The organism is Ruegeria sp. CH6, from assembly GCF_056537005.1.
In genome coordinates this window covers 79,055-95,190 of record NZ_JBQFQS010000007.1, presented here as the reverse complement: position 1 = coordinate 95,190, position 16,136 = coordinate 79,055, and the positions used below count along the sequence as shown (strand labels likewise).

Below are 16,136 nucleotides of genomic sequence, written 5' to 3'. Positions count from 1 at the left end.
CTCCTTTGTTTGCCACCATAGATTACACGCTCGACTGACGTGCATGTTTCGACTATGATCGAACTATGAAAGACGGACCGGATATCGCCCAGATCGCCGCGTTGATCGGAGACCCCGCGCGCGCAAACATGCTGACCGCACTCATGTCGGGAAAGGCCCTGACCGCCGGGGAACTGGCGCGAGAGGCCGGAATCAGCCCGCAAACCGCCAGCTCACACCTGAAAAAGCTGCTGGATGGCGGGTTGCTGCGGGTTAAGGGACAGGGTCGGCACAAGTATTACGGCCTGTCAGGCGAGGATGTGGCGCATACGCTGGAAAACCTGATGGGTCTGGCAGCCGGTCACGGTCATTTGCGGACACGTACCGGACCCAATGATCTGGAAATGCGCGAGGCGCGGGTTTGCTATAACCATCTCGCGGGCAGCAGGGGGGTTCAGTTGTTCACCTCAATGCGGACGCGGGGTTTCCTTGATGTTTCGGATGATCTGGTGTCGCTGACCGAAACCGGCGCGCGTTTCTGTACAGATTTCGGAATCGATCTGGATGATCTGAACAAAAGTCGCGCACCGCTCTGCCGTCCTTGTCTGGATTGGAGCGAACGCGAAACCCATTTGGCTGGCAAGCTGGGGCGCGCGATGTTGTCCCGAATGGAAGAGTTGGGGTGGCTGTCCCGGAAACCGGGCAGCCGTATCATTCAGTTTGCACGCAGCGGGTCCGCTAAGTTCTCAGAGCAGTTCGGGACCTGAGCGTTACTCGACAGTGATCGTTATGACTTCAGACACAATCGGGGTCGCATGCGGCACATGCCCGGCATCGCCCAGCACCAGTTGAAGGGTGTGGGGGCCCGGCGCCAGGTCCAGAGTCACCTCGGTCTGGCCACCACCGAAGTGCAGGTGGTTGTCGTCAGCGGGCAAGCCGTAGGCCAGTTCATCCGCGCCATCTTCGCCTTCGCCAATCGGCGGACGGTCAATCAGCAGATGGTGATGACCTGTGTTTTCCTTTTCAACACCTGATGGGGCGACACCCATACCACTCAGGCCAAAAACAACGGTCACAGGCGACTGAACTGTGTCGCCATCCGCGAGATTTACAAAATAGACTTTCGCATCCGGGTTCGACGGTGTTTCCCCTCCGGCCCATGCGATGGACGCTGAAAGGGTGAATAAAGTGGCTGCAATAATGGCTTTCATGATCTCCTCCCTCGTCACAAAAATGCCATTCTCAGGATAGCATGATTTAAGAAATTTCCAGAAAACCCGCCCAATAAGGGTCTGGAGCGATACTGGAAACCACTGTTTCCGCGTTTCCGAAGTGCAAACGATCCGATTCAAATCCCTGATATTATCCCATGTCTGCCGCGTTCTTGCCCAGATTTGACGCGAAGGTACCTCAACGAACAAAGACCTGGGGAACGAGAATGGATCGACTGACCGAAATGGAGGCCTTTGCCAATGTGGTGGACCAGGGTGGCTTCACCGATGCGGCCAAAAAGATGGGCATATCCAAATCGGCAGTGTCAAAGCACGTGTCGAGCCTTGAAGCACGACTCGGCGCTCGCCTGCTGAACCGGACCACACGCCGTGTATCTCCGACCGAGATCGGACTGGCCTATTATGACCGCGCGCGCCGCGTATTGAATGATGCAGGCGAGGCGGATGCGCTGGTAACCTCGATGCAGTCAGCGCCTTCGGGCCTGCTGCGCATCAGCGTCGCAACCGATTTCGGCGTTAATCACCTGTCACCTGTATTGTCCGGGTTCCTGTCTGCCTACCCCGACATCACTGTGAACATGGTGCTGAACAACCGCTATGTTGAGCTGATTTCCGAAGGATTCGATGTTGCGGTGCGCATCGGTGAACTGGAAGACAGCACTCTGCGTGCGCGTAAACTCACAGAAACTGTCAAACGCATGGTAGCTGCCCCCAGCTACATCGAAAAGTTCGGGCGGCCGCAGAAGATTGACGATCTGAACGAGCACAAGCTGCTGCATTACTCCAGCCAGTCATCCGGCAATGTCTGGAAGCTGACTGCGCCTTCGGGCGAAAAGAGGCAGGTTCGTACAGCTGGCTGGCTGAGCGTCAATGACGGCCAGTCGCTGCTGAATGCAGCGATTTCAGGTCTGGGGATCGCCTATCTGCCCAGCTACCTCTATGCGGAGGCTTTGAAAACAGGACAGGTGGTGGATGCAATGCCATCCCTGCCGGATGAGGTTCAGGGCGTTTACGCAGTGTACCCGCCCGGCCGCTTTACCCAGCCTAAAGTGCGGGCATTCATAGATTTTCTTGTCGAATCCTTTGCGGAAAAGGGTCCGATGGACTGGTAATTTCTCCCGGTGAAACTTGCACAGCCCGCGCGAACTTTGCGCGGGTTTTTTTTGTGTAATCCGGTGTAACCAGCAGAGGCTTAGAATGTTTCAACCCAAGGCCGAAGCGTCAGTTCATTGCTGCAGGCCGAGCGATCCTGCTGGATCAGGTGCATATATTCCTGCGCGATTGCATCCGGGTTCAGAAAGCTGTCGGGATTGTCGGCACTGTCACTGTATCCTGCATGTGCCGGGTTCCGTATGGCCCCGTCAATGTTGACCCAAGCGACATGTATGCCTTTGGGATGAAGCTCGCGCGCCATGGATTGCGCCAGCCCGCGTTGTGCAAACTTTCCCATCGCAAAGGGTGCAGACAGGGGAAACCCTTTTACCCCGGCCGAGGCACCGGTGAACAGGATTGTCCCGCGCCGATTGTCCCGTAGATCCTGCTCAAGCATTCGACGCGCCGCAGCCTGCCCCAACAGGAACGCCCCATAAGCCGTCACTTCGACAGCTTTGCGAACTGTTTCAGGATCAAGTTCAGTGATCGGACCACGCTGGCGGGCCGAAGGATTATAGCAGGCAACGCGCAGTTCGCCCGGCAAGCCTGCAACCAGCGATGCCATCCCGTCAGTGTCGGTTCCGTCAAGCTGGTGGAGCTCTGCACCTGTTTCTGCCGCTAAAGGCTCAAGATCGTCGATGTTGCGGGCAGTCAGATGCAGACCATACCCAGCCTTTGCCAAAGCGCGCGCAAATGATGCTGAAAGCCCCGCCCCTGCGCCGACAATCAACGCTTTTGGAAGTAGTTCATGATCTGACATGACAGCTCCTTTTGCCTCAGGTTAGAGACTGTTTGGGAATTATCAAATCAACTAAGCCTGATCGTTCAGTTGACCAGCAGCACCGCCTCAACCCGCCGGTTCAGATCGCGCCCTTCCGCTGTCGCGTTCGAAGTGATTGGGGCCAGATAGCCGACACCCTGCGCCTCGATCCGGTCTGCCGCTACGCCATGAGCATCGATCAGACGCTGACGCACGGCCTGTGCGCGCTTGGTGCTGACGGCAGTATTGGCCTGAAGGTTACCAGTGTCATCAGTGTGCCCGACCAGCGCGAGCCGGGTGTCCGGGTTGTCCTGCAAATAACCGGCCAGCAAAGACAAAGACGCGAAAGGCCCTGCGCCCAGCGCAACTTCGCCGGTCTGGAAATGTAGATCGTCCAGAATAACGTGGCCTTCCTGCTGCAACTCGGTCAGCAGGCCACCTGATCCCTGCACCGTTTCCTCAATCACCAGTGGTGGAGGCGTGGTTGCCCCGGCCGGTGTGACACGGATTAGCTGTACGTAACCATCAGGTGGATTGCGACTGATCAGCAAGCTCAGAACATCCCCGCCGCGCGAGGCCGAAAGGAATCGGTAGTCGTTGATCGCCACATACATATCCGGCGTTGGCACGACCTCGGTGTTGAACCGAAAGTCAAAACCTCCGCAGTTGCGGGCCTCACATTCGAACAGAATGTCATAGCCCTGCGCCACGATCTGTTCGCGTAGCGGGGCCAATATCTGCAACGTCGTGCTGGAGCCTGCCTGCAAACGCCAAGTATACCGTTCCACCCGCCCTTCGACATTGCGAGAGGGCACTTTGCCATCCGCAAAGGCCCCGATCGGCAATTCATAACTGTCCAGAGCGCTGATACGCTCACTGACCTGCCGCGCACTGGACGGAAAGGTCAGGTTCTGAGCCGCTACCGGTGCGGCCAGCAAACAAAGACAGAGGGCGAGAAATCGGTTCATCTGAATTGCGCGTGGTATTCGTCGTTCGGGACCATAGCCGTGGCGCTGGCCACGCGGTTGGACATGTTGAAGAAACCGGTGACGTTGGCGATGTCCCAGATATCACGATCCGAGAACCCCAAATCCCGCAGATGCTGGCGGTCCTGCTCTTCGATTTCGGCACTGGCCGTAGTCATCTTGGCCGCGAAATCCAGCATTGCGCGCTGACGACTATCCAGCGGAGCCACGCGATAGTTCATCACCAGCATTTCACCCAACTGAGGGTTACCCGACAATTGTCGCACCGCGGCCCCATGCGCGACGAGACAATAAAAGCACTTGTTGATCGATGAGACGACAACGGCAATCATCTCACGCTCGAGCTTGGACAAGCCACTGTCTGCCAGCATGAGGTCATTATACATGCCGGTGAACGCGTTCAGCTTGTTGATATCAAACGCATTCGCCTTGAGAACATTCGGCACCATGCCCAGCTTTTCGACGCATATATCAAAGTACTTTTGCGTCTCGGGCGGCAACGGATCCACCATCGGCAAATCCAGCGCATTGGGCATCTTTTGATCAGTCACGATTGTCTTTCTCCCCTCAGACAAGCTGGCGGTAATGATACTCTCCCACGATCTGCATCCCGAGAGAATGGTAGAGGCCATTCGCCCCTTCATTCGCCTTCGTGCAGATCACGCTAAGGGTATGGGCGCCGTTGTCCAGCGCCCAAAAGGCCGCGGCACGCATGGCCCACTGTCCCAGACCCTGACGACGGTGACTTGGCAGAATCTCAAGCGCATGCACCATGGCAATTCCATCATGGATCGCGACAAAACCCACGCCACCGGGCTGATCCTTTTGACGCATCAGCAGGCCAGTCTTCGGACCGTTGGCCCGATCCATGACTGCCAGACGTTCCGGCCCGATGCCGCTCTGCGCCCAGATTTCGCGCATGATGGCCAATGGCTCCCAGATGGTGAAAACCGTGACACGTGGAATTGGAACATCCGTCAGCTGCGTAACCGGGCAATCATAAATGTTGACCGGATCAAGAACCTCATAGCCGCGGGCAGCCAGTTGGGTGTCCAGCCCCTCATCCCCTGGTCGCAGGCAGAATATGCGTTTCTGTCCCATCGCCAGCATCGCCTGCTCGGCATTGTCCAGATCAGCGTCGGTCACATCCCCAATCCTGCTCGCAGCAGACACGCGCGAGCCACCGCCCTGCCCTTCACGCAGTTGGAATGGACCTTGCTTTTCATACCGCGCTGCAGGCCAGGTGCCGTCGACCACGTCAGCCCAGTTGACGCTCAAAGCTCCAGCTCCCTGGCCAGCCGGGTAATTGCCGCATCGATACGTCCGCCATCGGTGCCGCGCACCACCACATTCGCACCAAACACACCGTTGACCTGAAACCCGTAACTGCCGATTGCCAGATCACTGAAATCATCGGCCAACACAGACAGGGTTGCAGCGATGTCACCTTCACCCCGGTTTACACGCAAAGTCTGCGACAGCAACGGCTCACCCCCGGTCAGAGTGGGTAAAACGCTTGCCACCATTGCCTGAAACACCGAAGGCACCCCGGCCATCACATGCACATTCCCGATAGTAAAACCCGGTGCGGTAGAAACCGGATTTTCGATCAATGCGGCACCATCCGGAATGCGTGCCATGCGCAGCCGGGCCGTGTTCAGCTCAAGCCCGGATTTCTCGTAATGTGCCTCAAGCAAGGCTCGGGCATCATCCCGCACATCAATGTGTGCACCAAACGCGCGAGCGATACAGTCCGCGGTGATGTCGTCATGCGTGGGGCCGATACCACCGCTGGTAAAGACGTGTTCGAAACTGTCGGACAATGCCCTGACCGCGTTTTCGATTGCATCCGCATCATCACTGACGACGCGCACCTCTTTCAGATCGATGCCATGCTTGGTCAGTTCCTGTGCCAGAAAGTTCGTGTTGGTATCCTTGGTGCGACCGGACAGGATTTCATCCCCGATCACCAGCATCGCTGCGGTTGGGTTTGGCATGGCCTGTCCTTTCTTGCTGCGGGAGGTGTTTGCAAAATATCCGTCCTGACCCGCCCCGCAAGACCTGTTTGTCACGAGCGCAGGGATTCTGCCGGTAAGTCCCCCGTAACACGCTGGAACAGATCCATGTCGCCCATTGCACGGGCAAGGATCATCGCACCTTCCAGCCTAGCAATAACTTCGCCGGATCTTTTGCGTGGGTCTTGCACACCGGCGGCTTTGAAAACGGTATCAAGCCATTCGAGGTTACGTTCGAAGAAGGCTCGGGTGCGCTCTGAAACCGGCGCGGGCAATTTGGCTATTTCCGCGCCAAACATGCCACAGAGGCACATCAACTGCTGCTCAATCAGCGCTACCCGGTAGATCGACACATAGCGCGATAGCATTTCGATTGGTTCAGCATCGTCAGCTGCACCCAAAGCGTCCAGAAAACGGTTGGTGTATCGCTCGACCAGCGCCTCTCCCAAGTCCTCTTTGGTTGGGAAATGGTAGTGAATGCTGGCGGATTTGATGCCGATCTCACGTGCGATATCCCGGAAGCTGAACGCATTATAGCCGCCTTGCCGCGCCATACGCTCGGCCACATCCAGAATTTGGATCGCCGTGTCGGACAGTGCTTTGTCAGGTTTTTTCATCAATCATCCGCCCAGAAATTTTACCTATCGTTAGATAGGGGGTTGATTTTGAAATTGCCACTTCAATATATCTACCTATCAGTAGATAGGGAATCAGATCATGACTGACACAACAACACTCATCATCGGCGGATCCAGTGGAATGGGGCTGGCAGCAGCGCAACAAATCGTGGCCAAGGGGGGGCATGTAACGCTTGTCGGCTCTTCAGCTGACAAACTGAATGCCGCCAGGGCCGGGCTGGGTGCTTTGGCAGATATCCATCAGGTAGACTTGCGCGACGCGGGCCAAGTTGATGGCTTGATTGAACACATCAAGGAGAACAATCGCCATATTCAGGGTCTGATCAATGCTGCAGGTACATTCTCACCTAAACCATTTCTGGAACACACCTCCGAAGACTACGAAAGCTATATGGACCTCAATCGCGCAACGTTTTTTATCACGCAGGCAGTTGCCGAAAACATGAAAGCCAATGGTGATGGCAGCATCGTCAACATAGGCTCTATGTGGGCAAAACAGGCCGTTCGTGCGACACCGTCATCGGCTTATTCAATGGCCAAGGCCGGGCTTCATTCACTGACTCAGCATCTGGCGTTGGAGCTTGCACCGCATGGTATTCGGGTGAACGCTGTATCGCCCGCAGTTGTTGTCACTCCGATTTATGGGGCCTTCATTGAACCGGACAAGATCGAAGAAACACTGACTGGTGGGTTCGATGCGTTCCATCCGATCGGCCGCGTGGGCCGGCCCGAAGATGTGGCCAGCACGATTACGCATCTGCTGTCCGAGGACGCTTCGTGGGTTACCGGCGCGGTCTGGGATGTTGACGGGGGTGTCATGGCCGGTCTGGTCTGACACTTCCCTTGCAGGCAGGCGCGGGGTAAGTCGGTAGGCATGAAATTTGCCACACCGCTTGTCCCCGCCCGCCTTATCCGCCGCTACAAACGCTTTCTGGCCGATTGCCGGTTGGAGGACGGGCGCGAGATTACCGCGCATTGTGCCAATCCCGGTTCAATGATGGGGCTGGCCGAACCAGGTGAGAAAATCTGGCTGGAGCCAAATGACGATCCGAAAAAGAAGCTGAAATACGGCTGGCGGCTGGTTGATCACGAAAATGGGCACCTCACGGGTGTCGACACTTCGGTGCCAAACAAGGCTCTACGTAGGGCGTTGGAAGACCAACAGATCCCCGAATTTGCCTCCTATGAAACTGTCCGACCCGAGGTGAAATACGGGGAAAACAGCCGCATCGACTTTCTTCTGACCCAACCGGGGCTGCCGGACGCCTATGTCGAGGTCAAAAGCGTGACCCTGTCCCGTGAACCCGGTCTGGCAGAGTTTCCCGACAGCGTCACCGCGCGCGGCACCAAGCATCTGGGAGAACTGGCCACGATGGTGGCTCAGGGACATCGCGCGATCATGTTGTATCTGGTGCAGCGCACAGATTGTGACCGGTTTGCTTTGGCAGCGGATATCGACCCGGCCTATGCGGCTGCATTTGAAGAAGCGCAGGCAAAAGGCGTGGAGCGATTGATCTATGGGACACGGATATCACCGGAAGGGGTTTGGGTTAGCCAGCAGAAATTTTCGACTTAACTTCCTCCAAATCCAAGTGATTTTTATCTCCAAATCGGTGCGCAAGATCATGAAATCGCCTCAATGTCCCTGATAAAATTATACGGCGGCTGCGCGTGTAAGTGTTACCAATGGGTGAGGCAGAGAAATGAGAATACTAGCTGGGGTTGTCTTCACGCTTGGGGCCATATTGATGATTGGTGCCGCATTGATGGCATTCGACACATACATGACGGATGATCGCCGTACGGCAGCCCGCGACGCTCTGAACGCTCAGTTGGATGAGGGCGCAGCCGAATATGAGAAAAGTCGCGAGGATGGGTGCAGACGCCGGTGCGGAGGCCTTGGGTCCCTCTCGCATCTCATCGTCAATATACGAGATGGTATATTCCTGTCCCTGCCCTTTGATCCGTCAGAAGTTTTTCCGGCAACTCAACCAGGCTGGACGGTGACTGGATTCAGTATCGAAGCACTCGAACCAATGCTGGGCCAGCCGAAGACAAACGGTAGAATTGGAACAACGAGCGAACACGATCTGTGGTCAGATCTGAACCGGGTCACCAAACAGGCCAAGTCGGGTGCCGTCCGTGTCTATCGCCAAGGCGACAAGACCATTGCACTTGCTATCAAGATCTACCGAGAGGGGCTGCATGCCGCCAGAGATGGCGAAAAGTTCCGTCTGAGAAAGACAACTAAGCCCTTTGCTGAAATCGACGGGGTTCTTGTCCGCAAGCATCCGCAATTCTCATACAGTTTGGTGACACGAGACTATACGCCGACCGACTACCAACTCCTGTCAATTTACATGGATGGGCAGGTGGAGATTACGGTTGTATCTGACGCATCAAACGAAGAGCTTGAGACATTTTTTTCAGCATTTGATCTGACCCCAATCGTTGAAAACCTGCCCAAAGCCCCTTCCAACTATGCGCCCGGCAAGGGAGTGATCATCTATGAGAGCAGTGCAGAAGGTGAAAGCGATTCCTGACCAGTAGTTCGGTAGCTGCCGCCAACGTCTCTGACCACCTCTTGGAAATTCACTTGAACAATTGTGTTTCGACGCCATTTGTTCGATCTCAAGAACTCGCACACCCTCTGGTACTTTCTGCACAAGCAGCGTAAAAGAAGTGCTGCGCGCAACATTTGGAGCTTAGCGTCGATGAAAGAACATCGTGGCCGCCTGACCAAGGACGGCATCCGCATCTATGAACAGGGTGACTTTGCCGGCATGCACGCGGCAGGGGCCTTGGCCGCGCGGATACTCGACGATATCGCAGACCATGTCTTTCCCGGCCAGACCACGGGCGCGATTGACGGGCTCATCACGCAGATGGTTGAGGACGCAGGCGCGACCTCGGCGACCATTGGCTACAAGGGTTATCAGCACGCCAGCTGCATCAGTGTGAATCACGTGGTCTGCCACGGCATTCCCGGCGACAAGCGGCTGAAGGATGGCGATATCCTTAACATCGATGTCACCGTCATCGTTGATGGCTGGTTCGGCGACACCTCGCGCATGTATGTTGCCGGCAAACTGCCGCGCAAAGCCGAGCGCTTGATTCAGGTGACTCACGATGCACTGTTCAAAGGCATCGAAACGGTCAAGCCGGGCAACACGTTCGGTGATATCGGCCACGCCATTCAGGCTTATGTCGAAGCACACCGGATGAGTGTTGTCCGCGATTTCTGCGGTCACGGTCTGGGTCGCGTGTTCCACGCACCGCCGAATGTGCTGCATTATGGCCGCCCCGGTACTGGTGCGGTTCTGGAAGAAGGCATGTTCTTTACCATCGAACCAATGGTGAATCTGGGCCGCCCGGAAACCAAAACTCTGGCCGATGACTGGACCGCCGTGACCCGCGACAAATCGCTGTCGGCACAGTTCGAACACTCGGTAGGTGTGACGGCAGATGGGGTTGAGATATTTACGCTCTCACCCGGCGGCAAGTTCCATCCGACCTATTCTTCCTGATCGGCAGACTGCTCGCGCCAGAGCTTCAGCAACATCGTCTCAGCCCCCCACGGTGTCACCGCATCGTGGATGAACACCGGCGCGCGCATGGGCTTCGGCGGTGGGCCGGTGGCTGTGTCCGTATCCTGAGCGAAAGCCCAGTATGATGGGGTTATGGCACGATCCATGAGCCGGATAGTAACATGTCCCGGTCATATTCCCAAAAGCGCTGGCGCCTCAGCCATATCACTAAAAACTTCAGCACCCAGGACCGCGAGGCGCGCACCATCATCATGGGCGGCAAATCCGAGGCATCGCATGTGGGCCCGGATAGCTGCGGTGACACCATTCTCGCTGTCTTCGATGACAACCGGGCGGGCTGATCCAAAGTGTTCGGCTGCCTTCAGAAACATCGCTGGGTCAGGTTTGCCAGTCCCTAATACATGCGCGGAATACATCACGTCCTTGAACCGGTCCCATAAACCGTTCTGCCCCAGAGTGATCTGCATTTTATCCGGACTGCCGTTCGAAGCGACACAATAAGGAATATCCTGCTGATCAAGACGGTCGAGAAGCTGAGCCACCCCGGCGACCAGCGGCACGCCCAATCGCAACCGATCATAGGTTTCGGCATATACTTCGTCGATCCAGTTATCCGGCAATGCAGCTCCCAAATCCCGCGCCTTGTCCCGGACCCCAACCATGGTGCCTCCGACAAACAAAGACATGCATTCCTGTAGCGTCAGGTTCAGACCATACCGGGCCAGATTGCTGACCAGAACCTGGTTCGAGACAACTTCGCTGTCTACCAGAACGCCATCGCAATCAAAGATGACCAGATCGTGCATGTGAACCTCCGCCCGTTTACGGATCCGGCGTAGCCGGGACGTGGAACACATGCAAATCGGCATTCGGCATTAACCTGCCTCGCCTGTTTCAGCCTGAAACACTGCGCCACATCAAAGAGATATGGGTATCGCCGTATTTTCGTGCGTCCTGCAGTTCAAACCCGTCCGGAGCCGCCATCGGAGCGTTTTCCTCCCACACCAGAAGGGCGCCTTCGGCCAACCAGCCCCCGGCGATTGCCGCTGCTATCGCCTTTTGCCCAAGCGACTTGCCATAGGGCGGATCCAGAAAGATCAGGTCATAAGCCGCGTTTGGGTTTTGCCCCAGACGCGTTGCATCCCGGCGGACTAGATCTGTACTGTCCGCACTTCGGGTCAGTTCGATGTTCTTGCGGATAAGTCCCTGCGCCACGCGACCATCATCCACAAATGTGACATGCGCCGCACCGCGCGACAGCGCCTCAAGCCCCAGTGCGCCGGTTCCGGCAAACAGGTCAAGTACACGCAGATCGCCAAAGTCGATCTGATGGCTCAAGACATTGAACAGACTCTCGCGAACCCGGTCGGTGGTCGGGCGCAGATGTGCGCCCGCATCCCCTTTGCCGACCGAGGCCAAAGCACGGCCCCGGAAATCTCCGGCGATGATCCTCACGCCTTGAGAAGCGGCTTCAGATCCGCGCTCGGGTCGGCAACAACAGCCGGATCAGCGGTTTTACCCGAGTCGATCAGACGCTTTCCAACCATGTAGGCGCGCGGGTCGTTCATTGCATCGACCGCAATCAACTGATCACCCTTATAGTACCAGAAGGAGACCGTCTGACCTTCGCCTTGACGGGTCACAACGCGGTCATAACCGGTATTGAGGCCTGCAATCTGCAGTTTGACATCATACTGATCCGACCAGAACCATGGCGTCGCAACATAATCCTTGGCAGCGCCCAGCATGTTCTGCGCCACGATCTCGGACTGGTCGATTGCGTTTGGCACACTTTCCAGCCGGATACGCTCGCCCTGATGCAGGAACGACGCGCAATCGCCCGCCGCCCAGATCGATGGGTCTGAGGTGCGGCCATGGGCATCCGTCTTGATGCCGTTGTCCAGCTCAAGCCCTGCCATCTCAGCCAGTTCGGTCGACGGCGCGATGCCGACACCCACGATGACGAAATCAACGTCCAGCTCAGCCCCGTCCGTCAGAATTGCCCCGGTAACCTTGCCGTTCTCGCCCACCAGACGGTCCAGCCCGACACCTTCTCGGATATCAGCGCCGTATTCGTTGTGCAGTGCCCGGAAATAGTCGCTGGTTTCAGGGGCCGCTACGCGCTGCAGGATACGGTCTGCCATCTCAACCAGAGTAACCTTGACGCCGCGTTTGGCGCAAACCGCTGCCGCCTCAAGCCCAATGTAACCGCCGCCCACAATCAGTGCCTTGGAACCTTCGGTCACCCATGGCCCCATATCGTCAACATGTGCGAGATCACGCACGACATGAACACCTTTGAGATCGCCACCAATCGCTGCAGGAAGACGACGCGGATCAGAACCTGTGGTCAATGCAAGCTCGTCATACGAGATAACTTCGTCACCCAGGGTCACTGTTTTGGCCTGAGGATCGATACCTGTAACCCGCTGACCTAGACGCAGCGTGATGTTGTTTTCGGAATAAAAGCTTTCGGGCCGCAGAAACAGTCGCTCAAGCTCCATTTCTCCCAAAAGGTAAGCTTTGGACAATGGCGGTCGCTGATAGGGCAGATGCGGCTCAGCACCGATCAAAGTGATGTCCCCTTCAAACCCGTCCTTGCGAAGCCTGGCAACAAGCGAAGAACCCGCTTGTCCGGCACCAATTACGACAATATGGCTCATGTTTCTCCCGCCCTGTCGAATTCCCGTGGTTTCATCCACCTGCACCCCTATATTGCGCTTAGGACTGACTCTGCAAATCCAATCGACAGGAGTAATAAGATGATTTCAGCCGGTGATACTTTGCCAGATGCGACATTGACACAGATAGGTGCCGAAGGGCCTGAGGAGGTACGTATCTCCAGCAAGCTCAATGGGCGCAAGGTGGTGATCTTTGCCGTTCCGGGCGCGTTTACGCCAACCTGTCATTCCGCGCATGTACCTAGCTTCATGCGCACCAAAGATCAGTTCGACGCCAAGGGTGTGGACGAGATCATCTGCGTCTCGGTCAATGACCCGTTTGTCATGAAAGCCTGGGGCGAGGCAACCGGTGCAACCGACGCGGGCCTGACCATGCTTGCCGACGCAGCATCTGAATTCACCAAGGCCATCGGCATGGATTTCGATGCGCCGCCAGCCGGGCTGATAGCACGATCAAAACGGTATGCGATGCTGGTTGATGACGGCAAAGTTGTCGCGCTGAACCTTGAGGAAAATCCCGGTGCCTGCGAAATCTCGGCGGGGGAAGGATTGCTGGAAGCAATCTGATTTCATTGGCCCCGGCAGCCCCGGGGCCAACCAATCGTATTTAACTTGGCCTGCAACGCCCCGATGTGCAAATACTTGAGCATACAACTGGGGAGTTCATTGATGAAACTTAAATTAATCACTCTTGCCTTGGGCACTGCCGGTGCATTGGCCGCTTGTGGCCCGGCCCCAACCCCGCAACAGCAGGCGGCAAGACAGCACGAGATTGCCTGCCTGGGCGGTACGCTGGGTGGTGCCTTGATCGGCGGCGTGATCGGCAACCAATTTGGGGGCGGTTCGGGCAAAACCATTCTGACTGCGGCAGGTGCCGCTGCAGGTGGATTCGAAGGTCAGAGATACTCATGCTGAGGAGAGCCGGAATGAAACGTGGAATTTTCGTAATTGCGGCTGTGATGATGGCCAGTGCAGCCTCAGCCGAAAGCGTCGCTGAACTGAATGAAAAGGAATTGAACGCGATCGACTCGAACAATGACGGTTTTCTGTCAAAGGACGAGTTCAACGCCTTCTCCGATTATGCCTTTCAGGAAATGGATGAAGACAAGAACGGCACGCTGGGGCTGGACGAAGCCAAGCCGTTTCTTGACATCAAGCAATTTCAAAAGGTCGACCGGGACGAGGATAACGCTATATCCCGAGCCGAGTACGATACGCAGATGAACGAAGACTTTATCAATGCCGATCAGGACGGAAACGGCCTGCTGGACTGAACATCAGCGGATTAGATTAACGCTCTGCCCCGGAATGTACCGGGCAGAGCATCGCAAAACAGGAGCGTGCAATGAACAAATGGGTTTATCTGGGCGTTCTGAGCCTGCTTGCCGCATGTGATGTTCCGCAAGCGCCCGTCGTAACCGGGGCAGACGGTCAGGCGCGTATTCAGATCAATACCAGCGGTTTGACCTGCTACAACACCCGGTGCCTGGATATCAATCCGGCCGCACGCAGTGTTCGATCAGTTGGTAATCGGACAACAAGGATCCCGGGCAATATTGATGTCAGCAGCGGAACCGTCACACCTGCTGAATTCGAGCAGATGGGTGTCGCCGCCTCTCTGGCAGGTGGTGTGGGATCGGGTAATCGTTAACAGAGACTGTCCATCTTGCGCGCCAGCTTGGCATCCAGCGAGGACAGGCCACCCACGTCATGTGTCGACAACACAACTTCGACCGTACGATAGACATTCGACCATTCGGGGTGGTGGTTCCACTTTTCCGCGAAAATCGCCACCTGTGTCATCCAGCCGAAGGCATGGACGAAATCTTCGAAAATGAAGGTCTTGGTGATGGCGTCCCGGTCTTCAACCATGGTCCAGCCGTTTTTGAATAGCGGATCCAGCAGCGGGCCGCGGGTCTCGGTCGACAAAAGTTCCGTCATTGCTGTTCCTCCGGGTTCGACTTTCTGAACGGGCCATAATCCGTCAGAATCTCGATCTCTTCTCCCACTGCACGGCCCTCGGCATCAAGATATTTCGACACCGCGTCGGCAAAACCCGGATCACCGATCCAATGCAGGCTATGCGTACGCACAGGAAGATACCCTCGCGCAAGCTTGTGCTCGCCCTGCGCACCGGCCTCGACCCGGGCCAGGCCATGGGCAATGGCAAAATCGATCGCCCTATAGTAGCACAATTCGAAATGCAGACAGGGATGGTGTTCGGTGCAGCCCCAATAGCGACCATAGAGCGTTTCGCGCCCGATGAAGTTCAGCGCACCGGCCACCGCATAGCCGTCGCGCTCCGCAAGCACTAAGGCCATGTCATCAGCCATGGTTTCATGCGCAATATCAAAGAACTGACGCGTCAGATAAGGTGACCCCCATTTGCGCGCGCCGGTATCCTGATAGAACTGCCAGAAGGTATCCCAATGTTCGGGTTGAATATCAGACCCGGTCAGGGTGCGGATTTCCCCACCAAAATCACACGCCTGTGCACGTTCTTTGCGAATATTCTTGCGCTTGCGCGAAGACAGAGCGGCCAGAAAGTCATCGAAATCCGAATAGGTATCGTTGAGCCAGTGAAACTGCTGTGAACTGCGGGTCAGCAGCCCCATTTCGGCCCCCGCGAGGGCCTCGGCCTCGGTACAGAATGTAGCGTGCAGCGAAGATACCCGGTTGTCAGCGGCCAGTTGGACAGCGCCCTGAACCAAAGCGGACATGCCGATCGCCTCATAGCCGGGGCGAACCAGAAAACGTCTGCCCGTGGCTGGGGTAAACGGAACAGCAATCTGCAATTTGGGATAATACCGCCCGCCAGCGCTCTCGTAAGCATGCGCCCAGTTGTGGTCAAAGATGTATTCACCCTGACTGTGTGACTTGGCATAGAGCGGTGCCGCAGCGATCAGCAGACCGTCCAGATACGCCGTCAGATATTGCGGCTGCCACCCTGTTCCCCGACCAACCGATCCGCTTTCCTCAAGCGCCAGCAGGAACCGATGCGTGGTGAACGGGTCAAGCGGGCGACCGCCATCAGCTGTTTCCGGGCAGGCACAACTATCCCAGTCCGCAGCAGAAATCTGCGAGAGCGATCCGAGTACCTGAACTTCAATTTGTGCCTGATCCATGTACCCTCCGCGCTTCACCA

23 protein-coding genes are annotated in these 16,136 nt (G+C 56.5%); 10 read left to right on the top strand and 13 right to left on the bottom strand.

Annotated elements, in window-relative coordinates:
• Nucleotides 1-65: 65 nt before the first annotated feature.
• Entirely contained in the window at nt 66-746 is a 681-nt protein-coding gene (locus ACR0CW_RS15250) for an ArsR/SmtB family transcription factor (RefSeq protein ID WP_480788447.1), read from the top strand.
• Nucleotides 747-749: 3 nt separating this feature from the next.
• On the opposite strand, the gene ACR0CW_RS15245 is transcribed toward ACR0CW_RS15250, so the two are convergent.
• The gene (locus ACR0CW_RS15245; RefSeq protein ID WP_170336371.1) at nt 750-1,190 is read right to left on the bottom strand and encodes a DUF4399 domain-containing protein; all 441 of its coding nucleotides are present in this window, start codon (nt 1,188-1,190) and stop codon (nt 750-752) included.
• Nucleotides 1,191-1,417: 227 nt separating this feature from the next.
• On the opposite strand from ACR0CW_RS15245, the gene ACR0CW_RS15240 reads away from it, so the two are divergent.
• Nucleotides 1,418-2,323 (top strand): LysR family transcriptional regulator, encoded by a 906-nt coding sequence (locus ACR0CW_RS15240; protein WP_155146414.1) that lies wholly within the window; start codon nt 1,418-1,420, stop codon nt 2,321-2,323.
• A gap of 80 nt (nt 2,324-2,403) precedes the next feature.
• On the opposite strand, the gene ACR0CW_RS15235 is transcribed toward ACR0CW_RS15240, so the two are convergent.
• The 6 genes from ACR0CW_RS15235 to ACR0CW_RS15210 all read right to left on the bottom strand — a co-directional run bounded on the left by ACR0CW_RS15235 (nt 2,404) and on the right by ACR0CW_RS15210 (nt 6,741).
• Nucleotides 2,404-3,123, bottom strand: a complete 720-nt coding sequence (locus tag ACR0CW_RS15235; protein WP_480788446.1) for an SDR family NAD(P)-dependent oxidoreductase — start codon at nt 3,121-3,123, stop codon at nt 2,404-2,406.
• A 65-nt stretch (nt 3,124-3,188) separates the two neighbouring features.
• Entirely contained in the window at nt 3,189-4,091 is a 903-nt protein-coding gene (locus ACR0CW_RS15230) for an OmpA family protein (RefSeq protein ID WP_480788445.1), read from the bottom strand.
• On the bottom strand, nt 4,088-4,660 hold the full coding sequence (locus tag ACR0CW_RS15225) for a peroxidase-related enzyme (protein WP_480788444.1): 573 nt from the start codon (nt 4,658-4,660) through the stop codon (nt 4,088-4,090). The genes ACR0CW_RS15230 and ACR0CW_RS15225 overlap by 4 nt, the downstream gene beginning before the upstream one ends.
• A 16-nt stretch (nt 4,661-4,676) precedes the next feature.
• Nucleotides 4,677-5,387, bottom strand: coding sequence for a GNAT family N-acetyltransferase (locus ACR0CW_RS15220; protein WP_480788443.1), 711 nt, complete (start codon nt 5,385-5,387; stop codon nt 4,677-4,679).
• Nucleotides 5,384-6,106: a competence/damage-inducible protein A gene (locus ACR0CW_RS15215; RefSeq protein WP_480788442.1), complete on the bottom strand. Its 723-nt coding sequence runs from the start codon at nt 6,104-6,106 to the stop codon at nt 5,384-5,386. Before ACR0CW_RS15215 ends, ACR0CW_RS15220 begins: the two co-directional genes overlap by 4 nt.
• 71 nt (nt 6,107-6,177) lie before the next feature.
• A complete protein-coding gene (locus ACR0CW_RS15210; RefSeq protein WP_480788441.1) occupies nt 6,178-6,741 on the bottom strand; it encodes a TetR/AcrR family transcriptional regulator in 564 nt (187 codons plus the stop codon).
• 100 nt (nt 6,742-6,841) lie between these two features.
• Here ACR0CW_RS15210 and ACR0CW_RS15205 point away from each other — a divergent pair, with 100 nt between their 5' ends.
• From ACR0CW_RS15205 to map, 4 genes are all read left to right on the top strand, one after another.
• Nucleotides 6,842-7,597, top strand: a complete 756-nt coding sequence (locus ACR0CW_RS15205) for an SDR family NAD(P)-dependent oxidoreductase (RefSeq protein WP_480788440.1) — start codon at nt 6,842-6,844, stop codon at nt 7,595-7,597.
• 39 nt (nt 7,598-7,636) lie between these two features.
• Nucleotides 7,637-8,338 (top strand): DNA/RNA nuclease SfsA, encoded by a 702-nt coding sequence (sfsA, locus tag ACR0CW_RS15200; protein WP_480788439.1) that lies wholly within the window; start codon nt 7,637-7,639, stop codon nt 8,336-8,338.
• A 127-nt stretch (nt 8,339-8,465) separates the two neighbouring features.
• Entirely contained in the window at nt 8,466-9,305 is an 840-nt protein-coding gene (locus ACR0CW_RS15195) for a hypothetical protein (RefSeq protein WP_480788438.1), read from the top strand.
• A 171-nt stretch (nt 9,306-9,476) separates the two neighbouring features.
• Entirely contained in the window at nt 9,477-10,289 is an 813-nt protein-coding gene (gene map, locus ACR0CW_RS15190) for a type I methionyl aminopeptidase (RefSeq protein ID WP_170336354.1), read from the top strand.
• On the opposite strand, the gene ACR0CW_RS15185 is transcribed toward map, so the two are convergent.
• The 4 genes from ACR0CW_RS15185 to ACR0CW_RS15170 form a co-directional block, all read right to left on the bottom strand.
• The gene (locus ACR0CW_RS15185; protein WP_480788437.1) at nt 10,277-10,456 is read right to left on the bottom strand and encodes a hypothetical protein; all 180 of its coding nucleotides are present in this window, start codon (nt 10,454-10,456) and stop codon (nt 10,277-10,279) included. The genes map and ACR0CW_RS15185 overlap by 13 nt on opposite strands.
• 24 nt (nt 10,457-10,480) lie before the next feature.
• Nucleotides 10,481-11,116 (bottom strand): HAD family hydrolase, encoded by a 636-nt coding sequence (locus ACR0CW_RS15180; RefSeq protein WP_480788436.1) that lies wholly within the window; start codon nt 11,114-11,116, stop codon nt 10,481-10,483.
• 88 nt (nt 11,117-11,204) lie between these two features.
• A complete protein-coding gene (gene rsmD / locus ACR0CW_RS15175) occupies nt 11,205-11,765 on the bottom strand; it encodes a 16S rRNA (guanine(966)-N(2))-methyltransferase RsmD (RefSeq protein WP_170336350.1) in 561 nt (186 codons plus the stop codon).
• The gene (locus tag ACR0CW_RS15170; RefSeq protein WP_480788435.1) at nt 11,762-12,973 is read right to left on the bottom strand and encodes an NAD(P)/FAD-dependent oxidoreductase; all 1,212 of its coding nucleotides are present in this window, start codon (nt 12,971-12,973) and stop codon (nt 11,762-11,764) included. Before ACR0CW_RS15170 ends, rsmD begins: the two co-directional genes overlap by 4 nt.
• Nucleotides 12,974-13,072: 99 nt before the next feature.
• Between ACR0CW_RS15170 and ACR0CW_RS15165 the strand changes: the two genes are divergently transcribed.
• The 4 genes from ACR0CW_RS15165 to ACR0CW_RS15150 all read left to right on the top strand — a co-directional run bounded on the left by ACR0CW_RS15165 (nt 13,073) and on the right by ACR0CW_RS15150 (nt 14,642).
• Nucleotides 13,073-13,558, top strand: coding sequence for a peroxiredoxin (locus tag ACR0CW_RS15165; RefSeq protein WP_155146440.1), 486 nt, complete (start codon nt 13,073-13,075; stop codon nt 13,556-13,558).
• 102 nt (nt 13,559-13,660) lie between these two features.
• Nucleotides 13,661-13,906 carry a glycine zipper 2TM domain-containing protein gene (locus tag ACR0CW_RS15160; RefSeq protein ID WP_155146442.1) on the top strand — a complete coding sequence of 82 codons (246 nt, stop codon included), beginning with the start codon at nt 13,661-13,663 and terminating at the stop codon, nt 13,904-13,906.
• An 11-nt stretch (nt 13,907-13,917) separates the two neighbouring features.
• Nucleotides 13,918-14,265, top strand: coding sequence for an EF-hand domain-containing protein (locus ACR0CW_RS15155; RefSeq protein WP_170336346.1), 348 nt, complete (start codon nt 13,918-13,920; stop codon nt 14,263-14,265).
• A 71-nt stretch (nt 14,266-14,336) separates the two neighbouring features.
• Complete coding sequence (locus tag ACR0CW_RS15150; RefSeq protein ID WP_170336344.1) at nt 14,337-14,642, top strand: hypothetical protein; 306 nt, start codon at nt 14,337-14,339, stop codon at nt 14,640-14,642.
• Here ACR0CW_RS15150 and ACR0CW_RS15145 read toward each other — a convergent pair.
• On the bottom strand, nt 14,639-14,932 hold the full coding sequence (locus ACR0CW_RS15145; protein ID WP_155146448.1) for a 4a-hydroxytetrahydrobiopterin dehydratase: 294 nt from the start codon (nt 14,930-14,932) through the stop codon (nt 14,639-14,641). The two genes, ACR0CW_RS15150 and ACR0CW_RS15145, sit on opposite strands and share 4 nt — an antisense overlap.
• Nucleotides 14,929-16,116 (bottom strand): GNAT family N-acetyltransferase, encoded by a 1,188-nt coding sequence (locus ACR0CW_RS15140; protein WP_480788434.1) that lies wholly within the window; start codon nt 16,114-16,116, stop codon nt 14,929-14,931. Before ACR0CW_RS15140 ends, ACR0CW_RS15145 begins: the two co-directional genes overlap by 4 nt.
• Between the last annotated feature and the right edge of the window lie 20 nt (nt 16,117-16,136).